At 74.5% G+C, this 19,799-nt stretch carries 13 protein-coding genes and 1 pseudogene; 4 read left to right on the top strand and 10 right to left on the bottom strand.

Features of this window, described 5'->3' with window-relative positions:
- From ACIQTO_RS25425 to eccD, 9 genes are all read right to left on the bottom strand, one after another.
- On the bottom strand, positions 1–920 hold a 920-nt coding region (locus tag ACIQTO_RS25425; protein ID WP_402392210.1), incomplete at its 3' end, for a hypothetical protein.
- A 64-nt stretch (positions 921–984) separates the two neighbouring features.
- On the bottom strand, positions 985–1,293 hold the full coding sequence (locus ACIQTO_RS25420) for a hypothetical protein (protein ID WP_402392208.1): 309 nt from the start codon (positions 1,291–1,293) through the stop codon (positions 985–987).
- Positions 1,286–1,726 (bottom strand): YbaB/EbfC family nucleoid-associated protein, encoded by a 441-nt coding sequence (locus tag ACIQTO_RS25415; RefSeq protein WP_402392206.1) that lies wholly within the window; start codon positions 1,724–1,726, stop codon positions 1,286–1,288. The genes ACIQTO_RS25420 and ACIQTO_RS25415 overlap by 8 nt, the downstream gene beginning before the upstream one ends.
- Before the next feature lie 73 nt (positions 1,727–1,799).
- Positions 1,800–3,899, bottom strand: coding sequence for a hypothetical protein (locus ACIQTO_RS25410; protein WP_402392204.1), 2,100 nt, complete (start codon positions 3,897–3,899; stop codon positions 1,800–1,802).
- A gap of 84 nt (positions 3,900–3,983) precedes the next feature.
- Positions 3,984–4,406 (bottom strand): hypothetical protein, encoded by a 423-nt coding sequence (locus ACIQTO_RS25405; RefSeq protein ID WP_402392201.1) that lies wholly within the window; start codon positions 4,404–4,406, stop codon positions 3,984–3,986.
- A 5-nt stretch (positions 4,407–4,411) separates the two neighbouring features.
- Entirely contained in the window at positions 4,412–4,705 is a 294-nt protein-coding gene (locus tag ACIQTO_RS25400; protein WP_402392199.1) for a hypothetical protein, read from the bottom strand.
- Between the two features lie 92 nt (positions 4,706–4,797).
- A complete protein-coding gene (locus ACIQTO_RS25395) occupies positions 4,798–5,142 on the bottom strand; it encodes a hypothetical protein (RefSeq protein WP_402392196.1) in 345 nt (114 codons plus the stop codon).
- Positions 5,143–5,274: 132 nt separating this feature from the next.
- Entirely contained in the window at positions 5,275–6,729 is a 1,455-nt protein-coding gene (eccB, locus tag ACIQTO_RS25390; RefSeq protein WP_402392193.1) for a type VII secretion protein EccB, read from the bottom strand.
- 64 nt (positions 6,730–6,793) lie between these two features.
- Positions 6,794–8,167: a type VII secretion integral membrane protein EccD gene (gene eccD, locus ACIQTO_RS25385; protein ID WP_402392190.1), complete on the bottom strand. Its 1,374-nt coding sequence runs from the start codon at positions 8,165–8,167 to the stop codon at positions 6,794–6,796.
- 270 nt (positions 8,168–8,437) lie between these two features.
- Between eccD and eccCa the strand changes: the two genes are divergently transcribed.
- The 4 genes from eccCa to ACIQTO_RS25365 all read left to right on the top strand — a co-directional run bounded on the left by eccCa (position 8,438) and on the right by ACIQTO_RS25365 (position 19,198).
- Positions 8,438–12,547 (top strand): type VII secretion protein EccCa, encoded by a 4,110-nt coding sequence (eccCa, locus tag ACIQTO_RS25380; protein WP_402392472.1) that lies wholly within the window; start codon positions 8,438–8,440, stop codon positions 12,545–12,547.
- Between the two features lie 240 nt (positions 12,548–12,787).
- A complete protein-coding gene (locus ACIQTO_RS25375; protein ID WP_402392187.1) occupies positions 12,788–16,024 on the top strand; it encodes a hypothetical protein in 3,237 nt (1,078 codons plus the stop codon).
- Positions 16,025–16,114: 90 nt separating this feature from the next.
- Positions 16,115–17,131, top strand: coding sequence for a chitosanase (locus ACIQTO_RS25370; protein ID WP_402392184.1), 1,017 nt, complete (start codon positions 16,115–16,117; stop codon positions 17,129–17,131).
- Between the two features lie 111 nt (positions 17,132–17,242).
- Positions 17,243–19,198, top strand: a complete 1,956-nt coding sequence (locus ACIQTO_RS25365; protein ID WP_402392181.1) for an acyl-CoA dehydrogenase — start codon at positions 17,243–17,245, stop codon at positions 19,196–19,198.
- A gap of 106 nt (positions 19,199–19,304) precedes the next feature.
- Here ACIQTO_RS25365 and ACIQTO_RS25360 read toward each other — a convergent pair.
- Positions 19,305–19,799, bottom strand: a pseudogene (locus tag ACIQTO_RS25360) (hypothetical protein); the annotation flags it as partial.

Genomic DNA, 19,799 nt, shown 5'->3' with positions numbered 1-19,799 from the left:
TTCGCCGCCTTCTTGGTCACCGCCCCGAGCGAACCGGTGATCCCCTCCTTCTCGGCCGCCTTGGTGGCCGCCTCCAGCACGCCCTTGAGGCCCTGGAGGTCCCCCTTGATCAGGTAGGTGCTGAGCTTGTCCGCCAGCAGCCGGCCGCCGCTCTTGCCGAGCAGTCGGCCGAGCAGCTTGCCCAGGCCCATGCCGAAGAGCTCCAGCGGGCCGCCGAGGACACCGCCGATGAGGCCGAAGAGGGCCGCCTGCTTGGTGTACTCCTTGTCGACGTGGTCGCGGTTGCCCTGTCCGATCTGCAGGTGCTGGATGATCCCGTCCATCAGCAGACCGCCCACGATGCCCGAGAAGGTGTGCATCGCGATGGTCTTGAGCAGGTACTTCATCAGCGCCGTGAGCGCGACCTTGGTGAGCAGCTTCCTGAGCACCAGCCCGGACAGGCTGGTGCCGAAGCTGAACGGCGCCCAGAAGATCGCCAGCGCGATCTCGACCATCAGCTGGACCAGTTGGGCGATGGCCATCCACTTGGTGTACTCGACCGCGTTGGCCACGTCACCGGCGCAGTCGGCCAGTGCCTTGGCGGTCTTGGCCGCCGCCCCGACGTAGTCGTCCCCGCCACCTTCGGCCTTGCCGACGAACGAGTTCAGCTGCCAGATGAACGACGTGGCGGCCTGGCCCTCCATGTGGCCCTTGCAGTCCTTCGCCACCTTGATGATCAGGTCGCGCAGTTCGGGCAGTTCCGTGGACAGCAGCTCGTAGCTGTCCCGCAGCTCGCGCAGGTCTCCCTCCTTCACCTCCGGCCAGGGCATGCCGGTGATGATGGTGAAGAACCGTGCTGTCGAGGCGTTGACCTCGATCGACGAGTGGGGCACGTGCTGCCTGCCGTTCCGGTCGTTCCAGGGGCGCCTGCGCGCCGTCACTGCTTGTCAGGGGTCCTGCGGCCGCTTCCTCCACACACCCGCGGAGGGGCCCGGAGGTCCGGCGTCAGATCCCGTTGGCGATGTCGTGGGAGTGGTCGTTGGCCCGGTCGAGCGCCTCGGCCAGCACCTCCCCGTTCTGGCCGACCGAGCCCATCGTGCCCTTGATCTTGAGGATCAGGTCGTACAGGTTCTTGGTGCCGTCGTCGACCTGCGCGTGGTACTGCTTGCCGATCTCGTCGTTGCCGCCGACCTGCAGATTCGCGGCATTGATGGTCTCGACGTGGTGCAGGACCTTGTCGACCATGTCCTTCAGCTCGAAGAACTCGCCGAACTTCTGCTTGAGTTCGGCGGTCTTCGCGGTGGTACTAGCCATGGAACTCCTCCTGGCGGCCCGTCTTCTTCTTCTGGTCCTCGGGCTCGTAGCCCGGGCGCATGGCCCAGAGCGGTTCGAGGATCTCGTCCAGCTCGGTGCCGCCGGTCATGGAGAGCCGCAGCGTCTCCCCCATGCCGTCGAACTGGCCGATCCGCTCGGCGACCTGCTCGCCCACGGCCGCGCGGGCCTCGTTGAGCGAGTCGGTGAGGACCTTGGCCAGCTCGGCGGGGGCCATCTCGCGGTAGCCGTTGGTGTGGAAGGTCATCGAGACGACCTGGCCCTGCGAGCCGACCTTGACGGTGACCATGCGGTCCTTGGAGGTGACCGAGGCGGTGAGCTCGTTCATCTCCTTCTGCATCTCCTCGGCCCTGGCCAGCTCGCTCTGCATCTCCGCCATCGCCTCGGCGATCTGTTCCGCGAAGGGGTTGCTCATGTGTCGCTTCCTGTCGTGTCGTCAAAGGCCGGTGTGCCGGGCCGCCCTCGGGCGGCCCGGCACACCGGTTGCGTCAGCGTCCGATGACGCCGTGCACGGCGCCGGTCTCGGTGCCCCAGGTCTCTTCGTCCTCCGCCAGCCAGGTGGTGCGCCGGCGGTCCTTGTCGTTGGCACCGCCCTGGCCGCCGGCGCCCATCCCGCCGGGCGGCATCATCGGCGGCATGCCGCTGGAGCTGGTGGGGGTCTGCCGGCCGGTCAGCAGCGCCTGTTCCTGGGCGGCGGCCTTGGCGGCCTTCTCCGCGGCCATCCGCTCGGCGTTGGCCTGGTCGACCGCGGCCTTCATGGTGTTCGGATCGGCACCGCCCGCGAGCGCGCGGGAGCTCAGGCCACCGCCCATGCCGGTGATCACCGGGCCGCCACCGGGGGTGAGCGGGCCCGACCCCGAACCGGACAGGCCGCCGCCGAGACCGCCCGTGTTGTACGCGAACCCGCCGGGACCGAAGTTCCCGGGCGTCAGCAGACCGTCCCCGCCGTCGCCGGAGTACCGGTCGGCGAGCAGCTGCCGGTACTCCGAGACGGTGTTGCCCTTGTCGTCGCGCAGGGTGCCGTCCGGCCCGATGGTGTAGTTCGGCCCGGCCACCATGGGGTTGCCGTTGGAGTCGAGGACGGGATTGCCGTTCTCGTCGACGATCCGGCCGTCCTTGGTGATCACAGAGCCGGGCGGAACGGTGACGGGCCGATTCGAACCCCCGCCGCCCAGCAGCGAGTTGTCACCCAGCAGACTGTTCCCGCCGGCCCCGCCGCCGATCAGGTCGAGGCCGCCGTTGGATCCGGTTCCGCCGCCCCCGGACGTGCCCGAGCCGCCGCCGTTGCCGGTGAGGTTCCAGTTGTCACCGGTCTTGTCGCCGTTGAGACCCAGGTCCTTGGTACCGGGCCCGCCGGTGATGTCCTTGATGTCCGGGCCCGAGCCTCCCCCTCCGCCGGCGCCGCCGCCACCGCCGCCGGTGATGTCGTCCGTCTTGATGTCCGGGGTATCGGTCTTCGGACCGTCTCCGCCCGGACCGTCCTTGGTCGGATCGTCGGTCGACGGCGGGGCGGGCATGGGCATCCGCAGCGCGAGGTCCGACACGTGGGCGTCGAGCAGGATCTTGGCCCTGTCGTACTGGCCACCGACGATGATCTGCGCGTTGTTGGCCTGAACATCCAGGATATCGACGACGTTGTTCTGCCAGATCACCCGCGCCTCGTGGTCCACCTTCTCCCAGAACGCCACCGTCTTGGGATCCCCGAAAGCCGCGCCCGTGACCGTGTAGGTGAAGGACTTCGCGCTCCAGCCGCTCGGGAAGCTGTTGACATCGGCGTAGGTCTGTCCAGGGTTCGCACCGTCATGGAACTCCGTAGCGCCCGTGACCGTTGCCTTCTCGATCTTCACACTCGCGCCGGCGAGCCCGTCCACCAAGGCCTTGGTCAGAGCGAAACCACCCCACCGGTTCCGCGAGTTGAGATAGTCGGTCCAGCCGTAGTTCATGTACATCAACGCGGCGTTCAGACCGGGGGTACACGTCCGCAGGGACTGCTCCACATCCGACTCCAACTCGCGGTGGAAGCGTTCGACCTCGTTCCCGAAAGCCAGCAGGAGGCCACGGAACGCGCCCGCCGCACTGCCTTGCCAGTTGCTGCCCGGCTCGTCGATCTCCTTCGCCCAGCCGCTGACCTGGGGGGCCAGCTTCGCGACGTACTCCTTGAGATTCTTGATGTCATCGGCCACCGTCGCGAAACCGGGAATGTCCAGCCGGTCATTGATGCGTTTGTCTTCGGGAAGGTTGAACATACGGGTCATCACCGCGGCGCCGTCCAGAAACTTCTGGATCTTGGAGTCCGGACCTTCCACCGCGTCGACGTCGTAGCTGGTGCCTATCGTGTAGGAGCCGTGCTGAGTGTTCGATCCCAACGTCATGGTGAAGTTCCAGGACACCCAGACATCGAAGTGCGACCCGGCTTCCTCCGCCCCCCGCCAGGCGTTCAGGACCTCGCTGTCCAGCTTTCCGCTCTTGGCCTTCTCCAGAGCGCTTTTGACCCACTTCTTGGAGTCATCGACCACCGACTCCCTGGTAGGCGTCGCCTGGTCGCTCGATGACGACAAGAACGTGAGCATGTCTTCCCATTTGCCCATGTCAGGCCCCTCCACGGCCAGGCGCTACAACAGATGAGGCGGGGCCGGCCCGCGCCGAGGCCGGCTCCGCCTGGTGGCGGACACTCAGGCGCCGCCGCCACCGGCGCCGCCGCCTCCGCCGCCACCCCCGGACAGGGTGGGGTTGATCAGCCACATCAGCTGGGCCTCGGTGAGGGCCTCCTCATGGGCGTTCGACAGGATGAGGTCCGCCATGCCCAGGTCACCCTTCAGGGTCGTCAGCTGCTTCGTGAGCTTGCCGAACTGCAGGCTGATCGCCTTGCAGTACTCCGTGTAGGACGTCTTGAACGCCCCGGGCGACGTGAACACGATGCCGTCGGTGCCCGCCAGGATCGGGATGTGGTCGTACGACCTGATCTTGGTGACCGCCGGGTTGCCGTTGATCTCGGTGATCAGCGTTTCGAGCTTCTCCTTGGCGAACCTCGCGAGGTAGTCGTCGGTGATCTCCGTCGTACCGCCGCTGCCCTCGCCGTCCGGCTTGTCCGCCATCCGACTCAGCCCGCGACGTGGTCGAAGTGGCTGCTGGCCCGCATGTCCGCGTCCTTGATGACGTTGCGGATCTCGGTGAGGGCCTGGTGGGCCGCGACGATCTTCTTGCCCATCGTCTCGTCGGAGTTGTGGAGCTGCTGCGAGAGGGCCCCGGCCGCGACCGAGAAGTCACCGACCAGCTCGACGTTGATCTTGCCGTCGAGGTAGTCCTTCAACTGGGTCATCGCGTTGTGCATCGTCGCCGCGTGGGCTTCGAGGTCGGTGATGGCGCTGTCGATGCCGGCGTAGTGGAGCGACATGTTGCCCATGGTGCGGTCCCTTCAGAACGGAGAGTCAGTGAGGAGGAGCGGGCGTCGGCCACCGAGTCCGCGGCGGCCGTGCACGGTGTCGGCTAGCGGGGGTTCAGGACGTCCTCGACGTGCTGCCCCGCGCCGCCGCCGCCGTTGAAGTTGGCGAGGCCCGCCGTGTGGTCGTCGGCCGCGTTGAAGATCTGGCCGCCGTCGCCGAGCTTCGCGTGGAAGCCGTCGTACTCCCGCTTGACCAACGCGTACTGCTCCAGCCAGTCGTTGATCTGGTTCTGGAACGTGGTGCTGGCCGCACCGGAGAAGCTGTCCCGGACGGCCGTGTTGATGTCCTCGATGTAGGCCGCGGTCTGCGACATCTCGTTGTACCGCGACTCGACCATGGTCCTGATGTCCGTCAGGACCTTCTGGTCGATCGTCGTCTGCTGAGCCATCGCGAGTACCTCCTCCGTGAGTGCCGGCCGCACCCGGCCGGCGACGTGTGCCACGGGCCGCCAGGAGCGGCCCGCCAGGGTGAACGGGACGCCGCCGCCGGACGGTTCACCGGCCGGCGGCGGCGCGGCGGATCAGCGCGCGCAGCGGCCCTCGGCGGCGGCCGGCGGCTGCACGATGCCGCCGGCGAGCGGCCCCGGGTCGAGGCTGGGCCCGGTGGGCAGCAGCGAGAGCAGGCGCCCGGGCACCGCGGTCGGGGCGGCCTTGGCGTAGCCGAGGCGTTCGGCCACCGCCGCGGAGGCCAGCGGGTACTTCACGCCGGTGTCGGTGACCAGGTAGAGCGTGCTGCCGAAGCCTCCGCCGTTCAGCGCCCGCACCAGGGATCCGCCACCGGGGCGCACCGCGATCCGGTCGGCGGGTGTGCAGCTGGGGATGACGCCGGGCTGGAGGGCCGGCGGCAGGCCGAGCACCGCGGTGGCCTCCGGGACGACGACGGCGAGGTCCCCGCCGTCGCCCGCCGGGTTCAGGGCCCCGCAGACGGCCTGGCCGCCGGTCGGCGCCTGCAGCGCCGGGGGCCGGGCGGGCAGCTCGGCCGGGGTGAGCGCGGTGGTGGCGGCGGGCGGCGCGGAGTGGGCAGCGAGGTCCTCCGCGCCGACCGGGGAGAGCGTGACCTGGCCGCTGCCGTAGGCGTCCCGCTGGGTGCGCAGATCGCCCTGGATCAGGGCGAATTGGGTGGCGCTGACGGGGACGAGGCCCTGCTCGGTGAGCACGTACCGCTCCTCGCCGGCGCCGGTGAACAGCTGGCCGATCCGGGTCGCGCGCCCGCTCACCGGGGGACCGGGGTTCCCCCGGCCGGGCAGGTCGGGGGCGCGCAGGTCGGGCCCGGCCGGGAAGGCGGCCAGGAACGTGGCGGTGACCGGGACGGGCACGGCGGCGGTGTAGCCGAGGGCGCGGGCGGCGCCGCCCGCGGTGTCGAGGGCGAACCGGCGGCCGTGCCAGAGCAGTTGGACGCTGCCGTCGGGCGCGCCGACCAGGACGCCCCGCTCGCCGATGCCCCGGCCGGACTGGCGGGTACCGACGGCGACGGAGAGTTGCGGGGCGGGCCCGGCCGCCGCGGCGGTGGCCGTCTGGACGGTGCAGACGAGCCAGTCGGCGCCGGCGACGGCGGCCGGGCCGGGCAGCCCGTCGGGGGCGCCGATGATGCCGATCGGGGTGCCGCGTTCGGCCTTCTCCAGCGAGCTGGCGGAGACCTGGTCGACCTTCAGCTGGTCGCCGGCGAGCAGCTTGGCGCTGGCCTCGTTGAGCACGGGGTGCAGCAGACCGCCGGCGAAGACGTACCGGGCACCGGTCTCCTTGACCACGACCAGGGTGCCGGGCTTCTGCCAGCCGGTCGAGCCGCCGGGCTTGATCATGCCGTAGACGCCGGCGCCGGCACCGATCAGCAGGGCGACGGCCAGGCCGATCACGGCGCCGCGGTTGGTGCGGCCGACGGGGGTGTCGGGGGCGTCCGGCTCGGCGCGGAGCACGCCCGCGGCGACCCGGCTCATCACGAACAGGTGGGCCTGCACCTGGTCGCGTCGGGACTGCATGCGGTGGTCCTCCTCGGTACGGGGTTCGGGGCGGGCGGGTCGGCGGCCGGGCGGCGGCGCCGGCTCAGCCCGCCAGGCCGCGCATCATCCCGTAGAAGCCGAGCACCTGGAGCGCGAGCGGCAGCAGGGCCAGCGCGGCGAGCGAGTGCAGCAGGTCGCCGGCCCGGCCCCAGTAGGGCAGCAGCCGCCGGCCCGGCACCGTCCAGGCGGTCACGGCCAGCGCCGTCGCGGCGATCAGCAGCCCGGTGAACAGGACGAACCGGCCGGACTGATCGGTGTCCTGCCCGTACCGCACGGCCAGCAGGGCGACGCCCAGCGCGCCCGGCAGCAGCAGGGCGAGCCGCTGGCGGATGCCCCCGATGTCCCGGGCGTGCAGCAGCAGCAGCACCGACAGGTCGGCGGACATCGCGGTGGTGCCCCAGCCGCCGTCCCGGGCCGTGGCGAGCAGCGCGAGAGCGCCCGCGCACACCGTGCCGGCGGCGATGAAGAAGCCGGCCAGGTAGCTGTCGGCGACGAGACTGCGGGCGAGCACGTCGTCGGCCTCGAAGGGCTCGATCTCCTCCTGGAGCTCGTCGGCGTTGCGCGGCAGCGCCGGCAGCCGCAGCCCGGAGAGCTTGAACGCCAGGCCGGGGACGAACGCCCCGAAGAGCACGGCGGCGGCGGCGATCACGGCGGCGGAGTGCGTCGTCGGGACCCCGTTGGTGGCCAGCGCGCCGGAGCCGAGCGCCAGGACGCCGGCCGCCACCAGCCCGGCGAAGAACGGGCCGGCACCGACCAGGGCGAGCGCCAGCACGGTGGCGCCGACCGCCGCCGAACCGCCGGCGAGCAGCCGGGCCGGGCCGGTGACGCCGGGCAGCAGGGCGGCGGCCGCGGCCGCGTAGGCGACGCCGGCGGCGCCGAGCGCGGTACCGGCCGGCGCGTCGCCGACCAGCCTCGTCGCGGCGCCGCCACCGGCGAGCAGCAGCACGGCGGTGACGGCGGCCGCGGCGCAGCGGGGGCCGTCCGGTCCGGGCAGGGCGAGCAGCAGCAGGCCGCCGGCCAGCGCGACCAGGGCGAGGGCCAGTGCGAAGTGGTGGGTGGCGGCGGGCCGCCAGGAGTCGCCGCGGGCGATGGTGCCGGCCCGGACGCCGTCCACCAGGTCGTCGAAGTGCACCTCGGGCAGTGCCTCCTGGCCCGGGCGGAGGAAGAGCTCCTCGCCGTCGCGCAGCCCGAGCGCCTCCAGGGTGCGCTCCTCGTCCAGCGGCGGGCCGCCGGCGCGCTGGAGCACCCAGCCGGAGTGCTCGGTGCCGCCCTCCTCGACGGCGGAGCCGGCGTAGCCGAGGACGGCGGGCAGCAGGTCGGCGAGGACGACGTCGCCCGGGAGCGCGAGTTCGAACGCGGCCTCGGGGGCGCGGAACCTCAGCCGGACCAGCCCTGCCGCCACCGTGGTACCGCTCACCTGTCGCGCCCTCCCGCGGAGCCCCGGCCTGCCCGGTCTCCCGTTGGAGGAGTACGGGCGGCGGCGGGCGAACGGTTCACCGGCCGTGCCGTCCCGGTTCCCCGGGCGCCCCCGGTGAACCGCCGGGGGTGCGCGGGCCGTACGCCTGAGTGCGGCGCGGCCCCAGCCGCCGGGCCCACCGCCACCAGCGGCGTCACCGGCGCCGCGAGAGGAGAACCCCCGTTGAGCGTGGTCCTGGTCGACCGTCCGCCCCGGCGCCCCGGACCGGCGATGCCGGACGGCGAGCTCCAGTTGCAGGAGCCGCCGGTCCTGCCGGAGCAGCAGAGCGGCATGTCCAACGTGATCGCCATGGCGCCGATGGCGCTCAGTTCGCTCTCGATGGTGATGATCTTCCTCAACCCGCAGTCCAGCGGCGGGCCGCTCACCTATGTGGCGATGGGCATGATGGGCCTGTCCGCCGTCGGCATGCTGGTGACCCAGCTGATCCGCGGCGCCAGCGACCGCAAGCGCCAACTGCGCGGCGAACGCCGGGACTACCTGCGCTACCTCTCCCAGATGCGCCGCCAGGTCCGCCGCCACATCGTGAACCAGCGGCAGGCCCTGGCCTGGCGCCACCCCGACCCGGCGGTGCTCGGCTCGCTGGTGCGCACCTCGCGGCTGTGGGAGCGGCGCGCGGCCCACCCGGACTTCGGCGACGTGCGGATCGCCACCGGCGCCCAGCGCCTGGCGGTCAAGCTGGCGCCGCTGGCCACCCAGCCGGTGGAGGACCTGGAACCGCTGTGCGCGCACGCGCTGCGCCGGTTCATCAATGCCTACGGCTCGATCGCGGACCAGCCGATCGCCGTCCACGTCCGCGGCTACGCCCACATCCTGCTGCGCTGCGAGTACCCCGGGGAGGAGGGCGCCCCGACCGGCGCGGCCCCCGCCGCTGAACCGCAGCAGGCCGCCCCCGACCTCCTCGGCACCCTGACCGGTGCCGCGATCGGCGCGCCCGCCGCCGCCCCGGCCCCCGATCCGGACGCCGCCGGCGCGCCGGCCGACCCCGAGCCGGCCCGCGCCCTGGCCCGCGCGATGATCGCCCAGCTGGCGTTCTTCCACGCCCCGGACGAGCTGCGGGTCGCCGCCGCCGTCTCCCCCGAGCTGCGCGAGCACTGGACGTGGCTGAAGTGGCTGCCGCACGCCCTGCACCCGACCGAGACGGACGGCGCCGGCGCGGTGCGCCTGGTCGCCGACTCGGTGCTGGAGCTGGAACAGCTGCTGGGCCCGGAGTTCACCGACCGCCCGCCCTACGAGCCGGACGCGCAGCCGGGCCGGGACGAGCCGTTCACCCTGATCGTGCTGGACGGGGTGAAGGTGCCCGCCAGCAGCCGGGCCCTGCTGGCCGGCTACCGCAACGCCGTCCTGGTCGACCTCTCCGGGGCCGTCGAGTGGCAGCACGCGCCGTTCCGGCTGCGGCTGCGGATCACCGGCGACCAGCTGGACCTGGTCGCCGCCGACCGCAACCGGCGCGACGAGGTCACCCCGCTCGGCCGCCCGGACGGCCTGCTCCTCCCGGCCGCCCGCCGCTTCGCCACCGTGCTGTCCCCGTACCGGCTGGGCGACTCGCGGGACGCCTCCGAGCCGCTCAGCACCGACTTCGACCTCACCTCGCTGCTGGGCGTCAACGACCTGTACCAGCACGACGTCGCCCGCAGCTGGGCGGACCGCCCGCGCGGGCAGCGGCTGCGGGTGCCGATCGGCGTCGGCGCGGACGGCAACCCCGTCGAACTGGACCTCAAGGAGTCCGCCCAGGGCGGCATGGGCCCGCACGGGATGCTGATCGGCGCCACCGGCTCCGGCAAGTCCGAGCTGCTCCGCACCCTGGTGCTGGCGCTCGCGCTGACCCACTCCTCCGAGACGCTCAACTTCGTGCTGGTGGACTTCAAGGGCGGCGCCACCTTCCTCGGCCTGGACGAACTCCCGCACACCTCGGCGGTGATCACCAACCTGGCGGACGAGGCCGCGCTGGTCGACCGGATGCGCGACGCCCTGCACGGCGAACTGAACCGCCGCCAGGAGCTGCTGCGCTCGGCCGGCAACTACAGCTCGCTGCTGGACTACGAGACCGCCCGGGCCGGCGGCGTCCAGCTCGACCCGCTGCCGACGCTCTTCATCGTGGTCGACGAGTTCAGCGAACTGCTCTCCGCGCACCGCGACTTCATGGAGCTGTTCATCATGATCGGCCGGCTCGGCCGCTCGCTCGGCGTGCACCTGCTGCTGGCCTCGCAGCGCCTCGACGAGGGCCGGATGCACGCCCTGGAGTCCCACCTGTCGTACCGGATCGGCCTGCGCACCTTCTCCGCGATGGAGAGCCGCGGCGTGCTCGGCGTGCCGGACGCCTACCAGCTGCCCTCCCAGCCCGGCAACGGCATCCTGCGCAGCGACATCGCCACCCTCACCCGGTTCAAGGCCGCGTACGTCTCCGGGCCCTACCGGCGCCGGCGCGGAGCGGCCCAGCAGGCCGCGGCGGCCGGCCAGATCGTCCCCTACGGCACCGAGTACACCGCGCCGCGCCGGCCGGACCCGGAGGCGGTGGCGGCCGAGGCGGCCCGGCTCGCCGCGGAGGAGGAGAGCACCGCCACCCTGCTGGACCTGGCCGCCGAGCGGATGCTCGACGTCGGCCCGCCCGCCCACACGGTCTGGCTGCCGCCGCTGGAGACGCCGCCCACCCTGGACGAGCTGCTGCCGCCGCTGGCGCCGTCCCCGCACCACGGACTGGCCCCCGACGGCCGCCCGGCGATCGGCACCCTGACCGTGCCGGTCGGCGTGGTGGACCGCCCGTTCCAGCAGATGCGCGAGCTGCTCACCGCCGACCTCTCGGCCGCCGGCGGCCACGTCGGCATCGCGGGCGGCCCGCAGAGCGGCAAGAGCACCATGCTGCGCGGCCTGATCACCGGCCTGGCCCTCACCCACACCCCGCAGGAGGTCCAGTTCTACTGCCTGGACTTCGGCGGCGGCACCCTGTCCGGGCTGCGCGGGCTGCCGCACGTCGGCGGCGTCACCGGACGGCACGAGCCGGAGCGGGTCGGCCGCACGCTCGCCGAGGTGAACGGCATCATCGCCCGGCGCGAGCAGTACTTCGCCCAGCTGGGCATCGACTCGATGGCCACCTTCCGGCGTCGCCGGGCCGCCGGGGACCAGGCCCTGGCCGACGAGCGGCACGGCGACGTCTTCCTGGTGATCGACGGCTGGAACACGCTGCGCCAGGAGTTCATGGACTTCCTGCCCGCCCTCACCCTGATCGCCGGACGCGGCCTCAACTACGGCGTGCACCTGGTGGTCACGGCCGGCCGCTGGGGCGAGATCTCCAGCGGGCTGCGCGACCAGCTCGGCACCCGCTTCGAACTGCGGCTCGGCGACCCGATCGACTCGATGATCAATATGCGGGCCGCCGAGACCGTCCCCCGGGGGGTCCCCGGCCGCGGCCTCACCCAGGAGCGGCTGCACTTCCTCACCGCGCTCCCCCGGATCGACGGCATCGGCGACAGCGAGAGCCTCACCGACGGTGTCGAGGACCTGGTCGACGCCGTCAACGAGCACTGGACCGGCCCGCGCGCGCCCGAGGTGCGGATGCTGCCGCTCCAGCTCGACGCCGCCACCCTGCCGGCGCCCGAGGGCCGGCTGCGGGTGGCCATCGGCCTGGAGGACACCACGATCTCCCCGCTCTGGCACGACTTCGAGGAGTCGCCCCACCTGCTGGTGGTCGGCGACAGCGAGAGCGGCAAGACCAACCTGCTGCGCCTGATGGTCTCCGCCATCACCACCGCCTACACCCCCGCCGAGGCGCGGATCATGCTCATCGACTTCCGGCGCGGGCTCTACGACAGCGTCCCGGAGGAGTACCGGCTCGGCTACGCCGTCGCCGTGGACGTGCTCCGGCAGGTCGTCACCGGAGCGGCCCGCGCCATGGAGGCCCGGCTGCCCGGGGAGGAGATCAGCCCGGCCCGGCTGCGACTGCGCGACTGGTGGACCGGGCCGGAGCTGTTCATCATCGTCGACGACTACGACCTCATCCCGAGCCAGGTCGGCAGCAGCCCGTTCGGTCCGGTGCTCGACCATCTCGCCCAGGGGGCCGAGCTCGGTCTGCACCTGATCGTGGCCCGCTCCGCCAACGGCATCGGACGCGCGTACTCCGACCAGCTGCTGCGCCGGCTCCAGGAGGTCAACACCCCGGTCACCCTGCTCTCCTGCCCGCCGAGCGAGGGCACCCTGTTCGGCAGCGTGAAGCCGCGTCAGCTGCCGCCCGGGCGCGCCCTGCACATCACCCGGCGCCGGACCCTCCAGGTGCAGACCGGCTTGATGCCGGAGCCGGCGGGCGAGGACGGCGGGGCGGCGGCGTGACGGCGGCGTGAGCGCCGGGGACCGCGCCCGGGTGGCGCGGCCCGCGCGCGGGGAGCGGTGAGGGACAGCGGGACCGGAGGGAGCGGCGGCCTGAACCGTCGGAGAGGCTCGGCCGTGCGGGAGCCCTGGCCGAATGGGAGCCGGACCCGGCAGTGGGCGCCGCTCGGCGGTGGGCGCCGCGCGGGCGGTCCCCGGCCGGTGGCTGAACCGGCGGCCGGGCCGCGCCCGTATACCCGGACGATGAGTCTCTCCCGCCTCGGCCTGCCCTCCGGCGACCCCGCCGCGCCCCGCCGCCGGTTCGGCCGCCGGCGCGGCGCGGCCGCCGCGCTGCCCGCCGGCCCGGGCACCCCGGCCCCCGCGGCCCCGGACCCCGCTGCCCCGGACCCCGCTGCCCCGATCCTGGCGGCCGCCGCCGGACCGGCCGCGACCGAGGCCGCGGCACCCGCCCTCGCGCCGGCCCTCGCCGCGACCCGCGCCCCGGCCGGGGCCGCCGTCGCCGTCGCCGTCCGGTCCGAACTGCGCCCGGTCGGACCGCACTTCGTCATCGCCCCCGCCACCGCCGGGGAGGACGAACTGTCGGCGGCCGTCGGCACGCTGCGCCCCGTCCCGGGCAGCGTCGTCGTGGTCGCGGCCGCCCCCGACTCGGCCCCCGTCCTGCGGGACCGGATGGCCGACCTCGGCGTGATCGCCCGCTCGCGCGGCGCCGCCACGCTGGTGCTCGCCGCCTCCGGGCTCGCCGCGCTCGCCCCCAACGGCCGCCGGCCGGCCGAGATCGTCGCCGACCGGGCCGGCCTGCCGGTGATCGCGCCGGACGGTCTGGTGGAGATCACTCCGGACGGCAACCTCAAGGTCACCGCGCCCGACGGCGCCGCCGAGGCCGCCTCCTGGTGGCACTGCGCACCCGGCGGCGCACCGCGCCGGGTGCGCGAGACGATCGGCGCCACCGCCCCGATCGAACCGGTCTCCACCGCCGTCGCGGTCGCGCCCGCCGCCCACACCGGTCACCTCCCGGTCGAGCACCTCGGCATCCCCCGCCGCCCCCCGGCCGTCCAGGTGCTGCGGCTGCCGGCCGGCTTCTGGCTCACCCACCCGTCCGCCCCGCCCGCCGGGGCCCTCCCCGGCCTCGGAATGGCCGGCGCGCCGCCCGGCACCGTGGTCCTGGTCGTCGGCACGCCGGCCGTGCCCGTCCTGCTCCCCGAGGACTTCGCCGAGGCCGTGGCCGGCCTGCCCGTCGACACCGCCCGGCTGCTGGTCAGCGCGCCCTGGGCCGCGCCGGACGAACTCGCCGCCCTCACCGGGGCGCTGTCGGCCCGGCTGGCCCGCCCGGTGAACGCCGCGATCGGCCTCCCGGTGCTCGGTCCGGGCGGCCCCACCTCGCGCATCCTCGACTCGCGCGGCCAGGCCTGCTGGGAGCCGTACCTGCTGCGGCTCGCCGCCGCGCCCGGCCAGGGCACCGCCCCGGCCGCCTGGCGCAACGGCGGCGCGTCCTGGCGCACCGACGGGCCGGGTGTCTTCGAGGCGTTCCCGTACTGGGCGCTGGAGGCCGTCCCGGCCGGGCTCTGGCTCCGGCCCGAGCCGCCGCACGTCCTCACCCCGCGCTTCCGCCGGCCCGAGGCGGCCCGCCCGCTGCTGATCGTCGGCGAGCGGGACCGGCCGGTCGAGGCCGATGTCTTCGAGGAACTGGGCACGCTGCTGGACCGTCTGCCGTCCTCCGGCTCCGAGGGCTTCGGGCTGCTGGTGCACGGGCTGCTGGAGCCGGCCACCGAGCGGATCGCCCGCTTCATCGCGCGGATGCACGACCTGGACTGGCTCGGACCGGAGCAGCCGGCCGGCTCCGTGCCGGGGGTGGCGGCGGTGTCGTACGGGATCGGTGGCCTCCCCGGGGCACGGACGGGGGTCGGGGCCGCGCCGCGGCCCGGGCCGGCCGCCGTGGCGGCGCCCTCGGCGCTCTCCGGCCCGATCCCCGGCCCGCACTCCGGCCCGCCGGCCGTTCCCTCGGCCGTCGCCGTACCGACCGCCTCGGCCGGTGCGGCGCTCACCGCCGGGACGGCACGGGCCGGCGTCTCCGGCGAGCTATCCGGCCGTCCTTCGGGCGATCACTCGGGCACCGCCTCGGCGGTCGGTCCGATGACCGAGCCCACGACCGAGCCGATGTCCGAGCCCCTGACCGCACCGACAGCGGCCCCGCCGCCCGGGCCGGTGGGTCCGCCCACCCGGACCGCGACCAGCGGCGGCCCCGGCGGCCCCGGCTTCGCCGCGCCGGTGGCCTCCCCGCCGCCCGCCGCCGGCCCCCACGCGTCCGGTCCCCATGCCACCGCCCCGGCCTTCGCCGCCGAACCGGCGCCGGCCGCCACCCCGGCCGGCGCGGAGAGCGACCCCTGGACGGACCCGGCGGACCCCTGGACGGACCCGGCCGACCCGCACGCCCTGACCGCCCCCGAACCGGCCTTCGGGCAGCCGGGCTTCGCCGGGCCGGCCACGCCCGGCAGCGAATCGCCCACCGAGCCACCCACCGGGACGCCCGGCGAAGAACCGCCCGGACAGCCGGACGGACAGCCGGACGGACAGCCGCGTGAACGCCCGGACGAAGAACCCGCCACCGCGCCGGTGGAGCACCCCGAGGAGGAGGCCGAGGAGCCGGACGGCGACCCGGCACCCGCGCCGCTGCAGGCCCGTCACCTCCGCGCGGAGGACTTCCCCGTCCAGGTCGCCGTCAGCGGCACCGAGGACCGGGACGCCGTCCGGGCGCTGCTCGGCGAGCACTACCACCGCTGCTCCGGCCGGGTCGATCAGGTCGCCACCCGGCTGCCGGGGCTGCGCTCCACCTCGAAGGACGACATCAAGCCCGATCTCGCCGCCGTCCTGCTGCACCACGGCGACACCGGAGTCCCGGCCGGCCGCGCCGAGTTGATCGCGGCCGCGCGCTCCTGCGACCCGGCGCTCGCGCCCTTCCTCCGCTGCCTCGGCTCCGGTCTGCGCCGCCTCCCCAGCCATCACGGCGCCGTCCTGCTCTGCGCCCCGCCCGGCCCGGATCCGGCGGCCCTGCTCGCCCACTACCCGGTCGGGCAGCGGCTGACGGAGCCCGCCCCGGTCACCGGCCTGACCGCCACCGCCGTCGAACTTCCCGGCTCCGTCGTCGAGTTCGTCATCTGGTCGGCCACCGGCCGGCGCACCTCGGCCTTCGGCTCGGGCACCGAGGAGCTGCGGGTGACCTTCGCCCCGGGCACGGCCTTCACCGTCCTCGCCGTCTCCCCCGCCGAACCCTCCGGCCACCCCGCCCGGGTCCTGCTCCGCGAGTGCGCCGGCGCCGTCGGTGGTGACCCCGCCGAACGCGACCGCAGCGCCCTGACCCGGCTGCGGTCGTGGCTGGACCGCAGGGACCAGCTGAGCCCGGCCGAACGCAGGCCGGTCGAGGAGCCCGAGCGCTTCCACCTCACCCCGGGGATCGAGCTGCCGGCCGTCCCTGACGGTGTGTGAACCGCCGGTCGGACGGCGGCCGTTCCCCAGACGAACCCGCTCGCCCGCCCCCGTCCGCGGCCGATCCGGCCGCCCGACCCCGGAGCCTCCATGCCGATCCGGCCCGCCCCGCTCGCCCTGACCGCCCTGCTGCTGGCGGGCGCTCTCCCCGTCCTCCCGGCCGCCGCCGCGTCCGCGAGCCCTTCGCCGAGCGCCTCGCCCACCACCACGGGCACCACCCCCGCCCCGGCGAACCACGGCCGTCCCCACCGGACCACCCAGCCCGCGGCCAAGCCGCCCACCAAGCCCAGCGGTTCACCCAGTGGTTCGTCCTCGGGTTCCCCGAGCGGCGCACCGTCGGGAGCACCCAGCGGCTCGCCCTCCGGCTCGTCGAGCAAGCCCCCGACGACCGGTGCCGGCGACCTCACCGACCCGCGCCTCAAGGACATCGCCCAGCAGATCGTCTCCAGCGCCGAGAACTCCTCCCTCGACTGGAAGGCCCAGTTCGCCTACATCGAGGACATCAAGGACGGCCGCGGCTACACCGCGGGCATCGTCGGATTCTGCTCCGGCACCGGCGACATGGTCGAGATGGTGCGCCACTACCGCGAGTTGAAGCCCGACAACATCCTCGCCAAGTACCTCCCGGCGCTGGAGAAGCTGGACGGCTCCGCCTCCCACAGCGGCCTCGACCCGGACTTCACCTCGGACTGGAAGAAGGCCGCCCAGGACCCGCTCTTCCGCAAGGCCCAGGAGGACGAGCGCGACCGCGTCTACTTCACCCCGGCCGTCAACCAGGCCAAGAGCGACGGCCTGCACGCGCTCGGCCAGTTCGCCTACTACGACGCCATCGTGATGCACGGCCCGGGCAACAGCGCCGACAGCTTCGGCGGGATCCGCGCGGCGGCGCTCAAGAAGGCCAAGACCCCGGCGCAGGGCGGTGACGAGAAGGCCTACCTCGCCGCCTTCCTGGACGCCCGCGCCGCCGCCATGCGCACCGAGGCCGCCCACTCCGACACCTCCCGGATCGACACCGCGCAGCGGGTGTTCCTCCAGGCCGGCAACCTCGACCTGCACACCCCGCTGAGCTGGAAGGTCTACGGCGAGTCCTTCCACATCGACAAGTAGCGGCCCGAACGCCACCGGCAGTGTGGCGGGCCCGCGCCGGAGGCCCGCCACCCGCGGTGATCTTGATCACAAAGCCGTTTCCCAGGCGGCACTCCGCCCATTGATCACCTCATGACAACCATGCCCGGCCCTCGCACCGTCACCGCGGACAACCCGAACCCCCCGTCCCCGGACCTCCTCGCGCCGAACCCCCTCGCGCCGGACGCCTCCGGCCCGACCACCGAGCCGGCCACCGAGCCGGCCACCGCCGACCCGACCACCGCCGAGCTGACCCGGCTGCTCTTCGGCGCCGACCACGAGCGGGCACGCGCCCCCTGGCGGCAGCTGCTCGCCGATCCCGGGCTGCGGAACGACCAGGGAGCCGGCACCGCGGACCGGATCGCCGCCTCCTACCGGCGGTTACGGCGGGTCAACCGAGCGATCGACGCCACCGCCCTCGCCACCGACCCCGTCGCGCTGACCGCCCTGCACGAATGGCTGGGCCCGCTGGACGGCGCCCTGGTCGTCGTCGCCGGCATCCACTACAACCTGTTCCTCGGCAGCCTGCTCGACCACGACCCGCACGAGAAGCGCCCGTTGGCCCCGTACCTCGCGATGGAGCGGATCGGCACCTTCCTCTGCACCGAACTCGGCCACGGCAACGACGCCACCGCGCTGCGGACCACCGCCGTCTACGACCGGACCGACCGCACCTTCACCCTGCACACCCCCGACGCGGGGGCGCAGAAGTTCATGCCGAACACCGGGCCGGCCGGCGGGCCGAAGTCCGCCGTGGTCGCCGCCCGCCTCCTGGTCGACGGCCGGGACCACGGGATCTTCCTCTTCCTCACCCCGCTCACCGACGAGGCCGGCCCGCTGCCCGGCATCACCGTCCGCCCGCTGCCCCGGCGCCCCGGCAACCCGGTGGACCACTGCCTGACGTCCTTCGACGAGGTCCTGCTGCCCCAGGAGGCGCTGCTGACCGGCGCGCACGGCCGGCTGGGCCCCGACGCCACGTTCACCAGCGCCCTCGGCAGCAAGCGGAAACGGTTCCTCACCAGCATCGGCCGGGTCACCGTCGGCAAGCTCTGCATGAGCGCCGCGGCCGTCGGCAGCGCCCGCGCGGCGCTGACCGTCGCGATCCGCTACGCCCACCACCGCGAGGTGACCGGTGCGCGCGCGGACCGCCGCATCCCGGTCTGGGCCCACCGCAGCCACCACGGCCCGCTGCTGGAGGCGGCCGCCACCGCCTACGCGATGACCGCCCTGCACCGCGCCGCGGTCGCCCGCTGGACCGGCCGGGACCACGCCGACCCGGCCGATGTCGCCGCCGCCGAGCGCCAGGTCGCCGTCGCCAAGGGCTGGACCACCTGGCAGGCCCGGAGCCTGATCATCGAGTGCCGCGAACGCTGCGGCGCCCAGGGGCTGCTCCCGGTCAACGGGATCTCCCCGCTCGCCATGGACATCGAGGGCACGATCACCGCCGAGGGCGACAACCTCGCGCTCTGGGCCAAGGCCGGCGCCGAACTCCTGCTCGCCGAGTCCGCCCCGCCCGCGGCCGTCCCCGCCGGCGGCCCCGAGCACCCTGCCGTCCTCCAGGCCCTGCTGCACGCGGCGGAGCAGGCGCACCTCGCCCGCGCCCGCGCCCTGCTGCGGCAGGCCCCGTCCGGGGACAGCCTGCGCCGCTGGAACACCGCCTCGCCCGCCGCCCTGGCCGCCGTCACCGCCCACGCCGAACGCTCCGCCGGCGCCGCCCTGCTCGCCCTCACCGAGCAGGCCGCCGACCTGCGGGCCCGCGACCTGCTGATCGACCTGTACCGGCTCTTCGCGTTGCGCCGCGTCGCCGCCGGGAGCGGTTTACTGCTGGCGGAGGGCCTGCTGACGGCCGACCAGGTCCGCGCGCTCCCCGACCTGGTCGAGCAGGCCATCGCCCGGCTGGCCGACCGGGGGCGGCAGTTGGTGGACGCGTTCGACCTGCCCGAGGAGTTCCTCGCCGGCCTCCCGATCGCCGGCCCCGACTACCAGCGCGCCTTCGACCACCCGGAGGCCCACTGGAACCTCGCCGAAAGCCCCGCACAGCCGGTCTGACGAACCGCGCGGCCCCGGCAGCCGTGCGCCGGGGAGGGGGCGCCGCCCCGACGGCGGGCCGGCGCCCCCTCCCCCACCACCGGCGTGCCTCAGCGGCGGGCGGGGCTCACCACGGCCGGGCCGGTGAGGTCCGGCCGGCGGGGGCCTCGCCCCGGGCGGCCTCCTGCGCGGCCGGTGCCTCCGGTCCGGTGCCGGCCTGCCCGGTCGCCGGGACGGCCCGAACGGCCTCCTGCCCGACGTACACCGCCCGGGAGGCCTCGTGACCGGCCGGGCCGCCCTGCACGGTCCGCCGGGCGGCAGGTGTCTCCCACTCCTGCCCCCCGACGGGCATCCCCCGGACGGCCTGGTGGCCGGCCGCCCCGGCCCGGGAGAGCCCCTGCCCTGCCGGCAGCTCCGGCCCGGTGTTCCAGACCGCCGGCACCTCCCGTTCCACCGGCACGGCCCGCACGGCCTCGTGGCCGGCCGACCCGGCCCGGGCCGGACCTCGCCCGACCGGGTGCTCCGCCCCGGTGTTCCAGACCGCCGGCACCTCCCGTTCCACCGGCACGGCCCGCACGGCCTCGTGGCCGGCCGACCCGGCCCGGGCCGGACCTCGCCCGAC

Origin of the sequence: Kitasatospora sp. NPDC091207 (assembly GCF_044768625.1) — a bacterium.
Classification (GTDB): domain Bacteria; phylum Actinomycetota; class Actinomycetes; order Streptomycetales; family Streptomycetaceae; genus Kitasatospora.
Note: the sequence above shows the minus strand (reverse complement) of the source record. Positions and strands in the feature narration are given on the sequence as shown.

Coding starts and splice junctions, on each gene's coding strand:
- ACIQTO_RS25420 (WP_402392208.1), bottom strand. CDS start 1,293: ATGGCTAGTACCACCGCGAAGACCGCCGAACTCAAGCAGAAGTTCGGC.
- ACIQTO_RS25415 (WP_402392206.1), bottom strand. CDS start 1,726: ATGAGCAACCCCTTCGCGGAACAGATCGCCGAGGCGATGGCGGAGATG.
- ACIQTO_RS25410 (WP_402392204.1), bottom strand. CDS start 3,899: ATGGGCAAATGGGAAGACATGCTCACGTTCTTGTCGTCATCGAGCGAC.
- ACIQTO_RS25405 (WP_402392201.1), bottom strand. CDS start 4,406: ATGGCGGACAAGCCGGACGGCGAGGGCAGCGGCGGTACGACGGAGATC.
- ACIQTO_RS25400 (WP_402392199.1), bottom strand. CDS start 4,705: ATGTCGCTCCACTACGCCGGCATCGACAGCGCCATCACCGACCTCGAA.
- ACIQTO_RS25395 (WP_402392196.1), bottom strand. CDS start 5,142: ATGGCTCAGCAGACGACGATCGACCAGAAGGTCCTGACGGACATCAGG.
- eccB (WP_402392193.1), bottom strand. CDS start 6,729: ATGCAGTCCCGACGCGACCAGGTGCAGGCCCACCTGTTCGTGATGAGC.
- eccCa (WP_402392472.1), top strand. CDS start 8,438: ATGCCGGACGGCGAGCTCCAGTTGCAGGAGCCGCCGGTCCTGCCGGAG.
- ACIQTO_RS25375 (WP_402392187.1), top strand. CDS start 12,788: ATGAGTCTCTCCCGCCTCGGCCTGCCCTCCGGCGACCCCGCCGCGCCC.
- ACIQTO_RS25370 (WP_402392184.1), top strand. CDS start 16,115: ATGCCGATCCGGCCCGCCCCGCTCGCCCTGACCGCCCTGCTGCTGGCG.
- ACIQTO_RS25365 (WP_402392181.1), top strand. CDS start 17,243: ATGACAACCATGCCCGGCCCTCGCACCGTCACCGCGGACAACCCGAAC.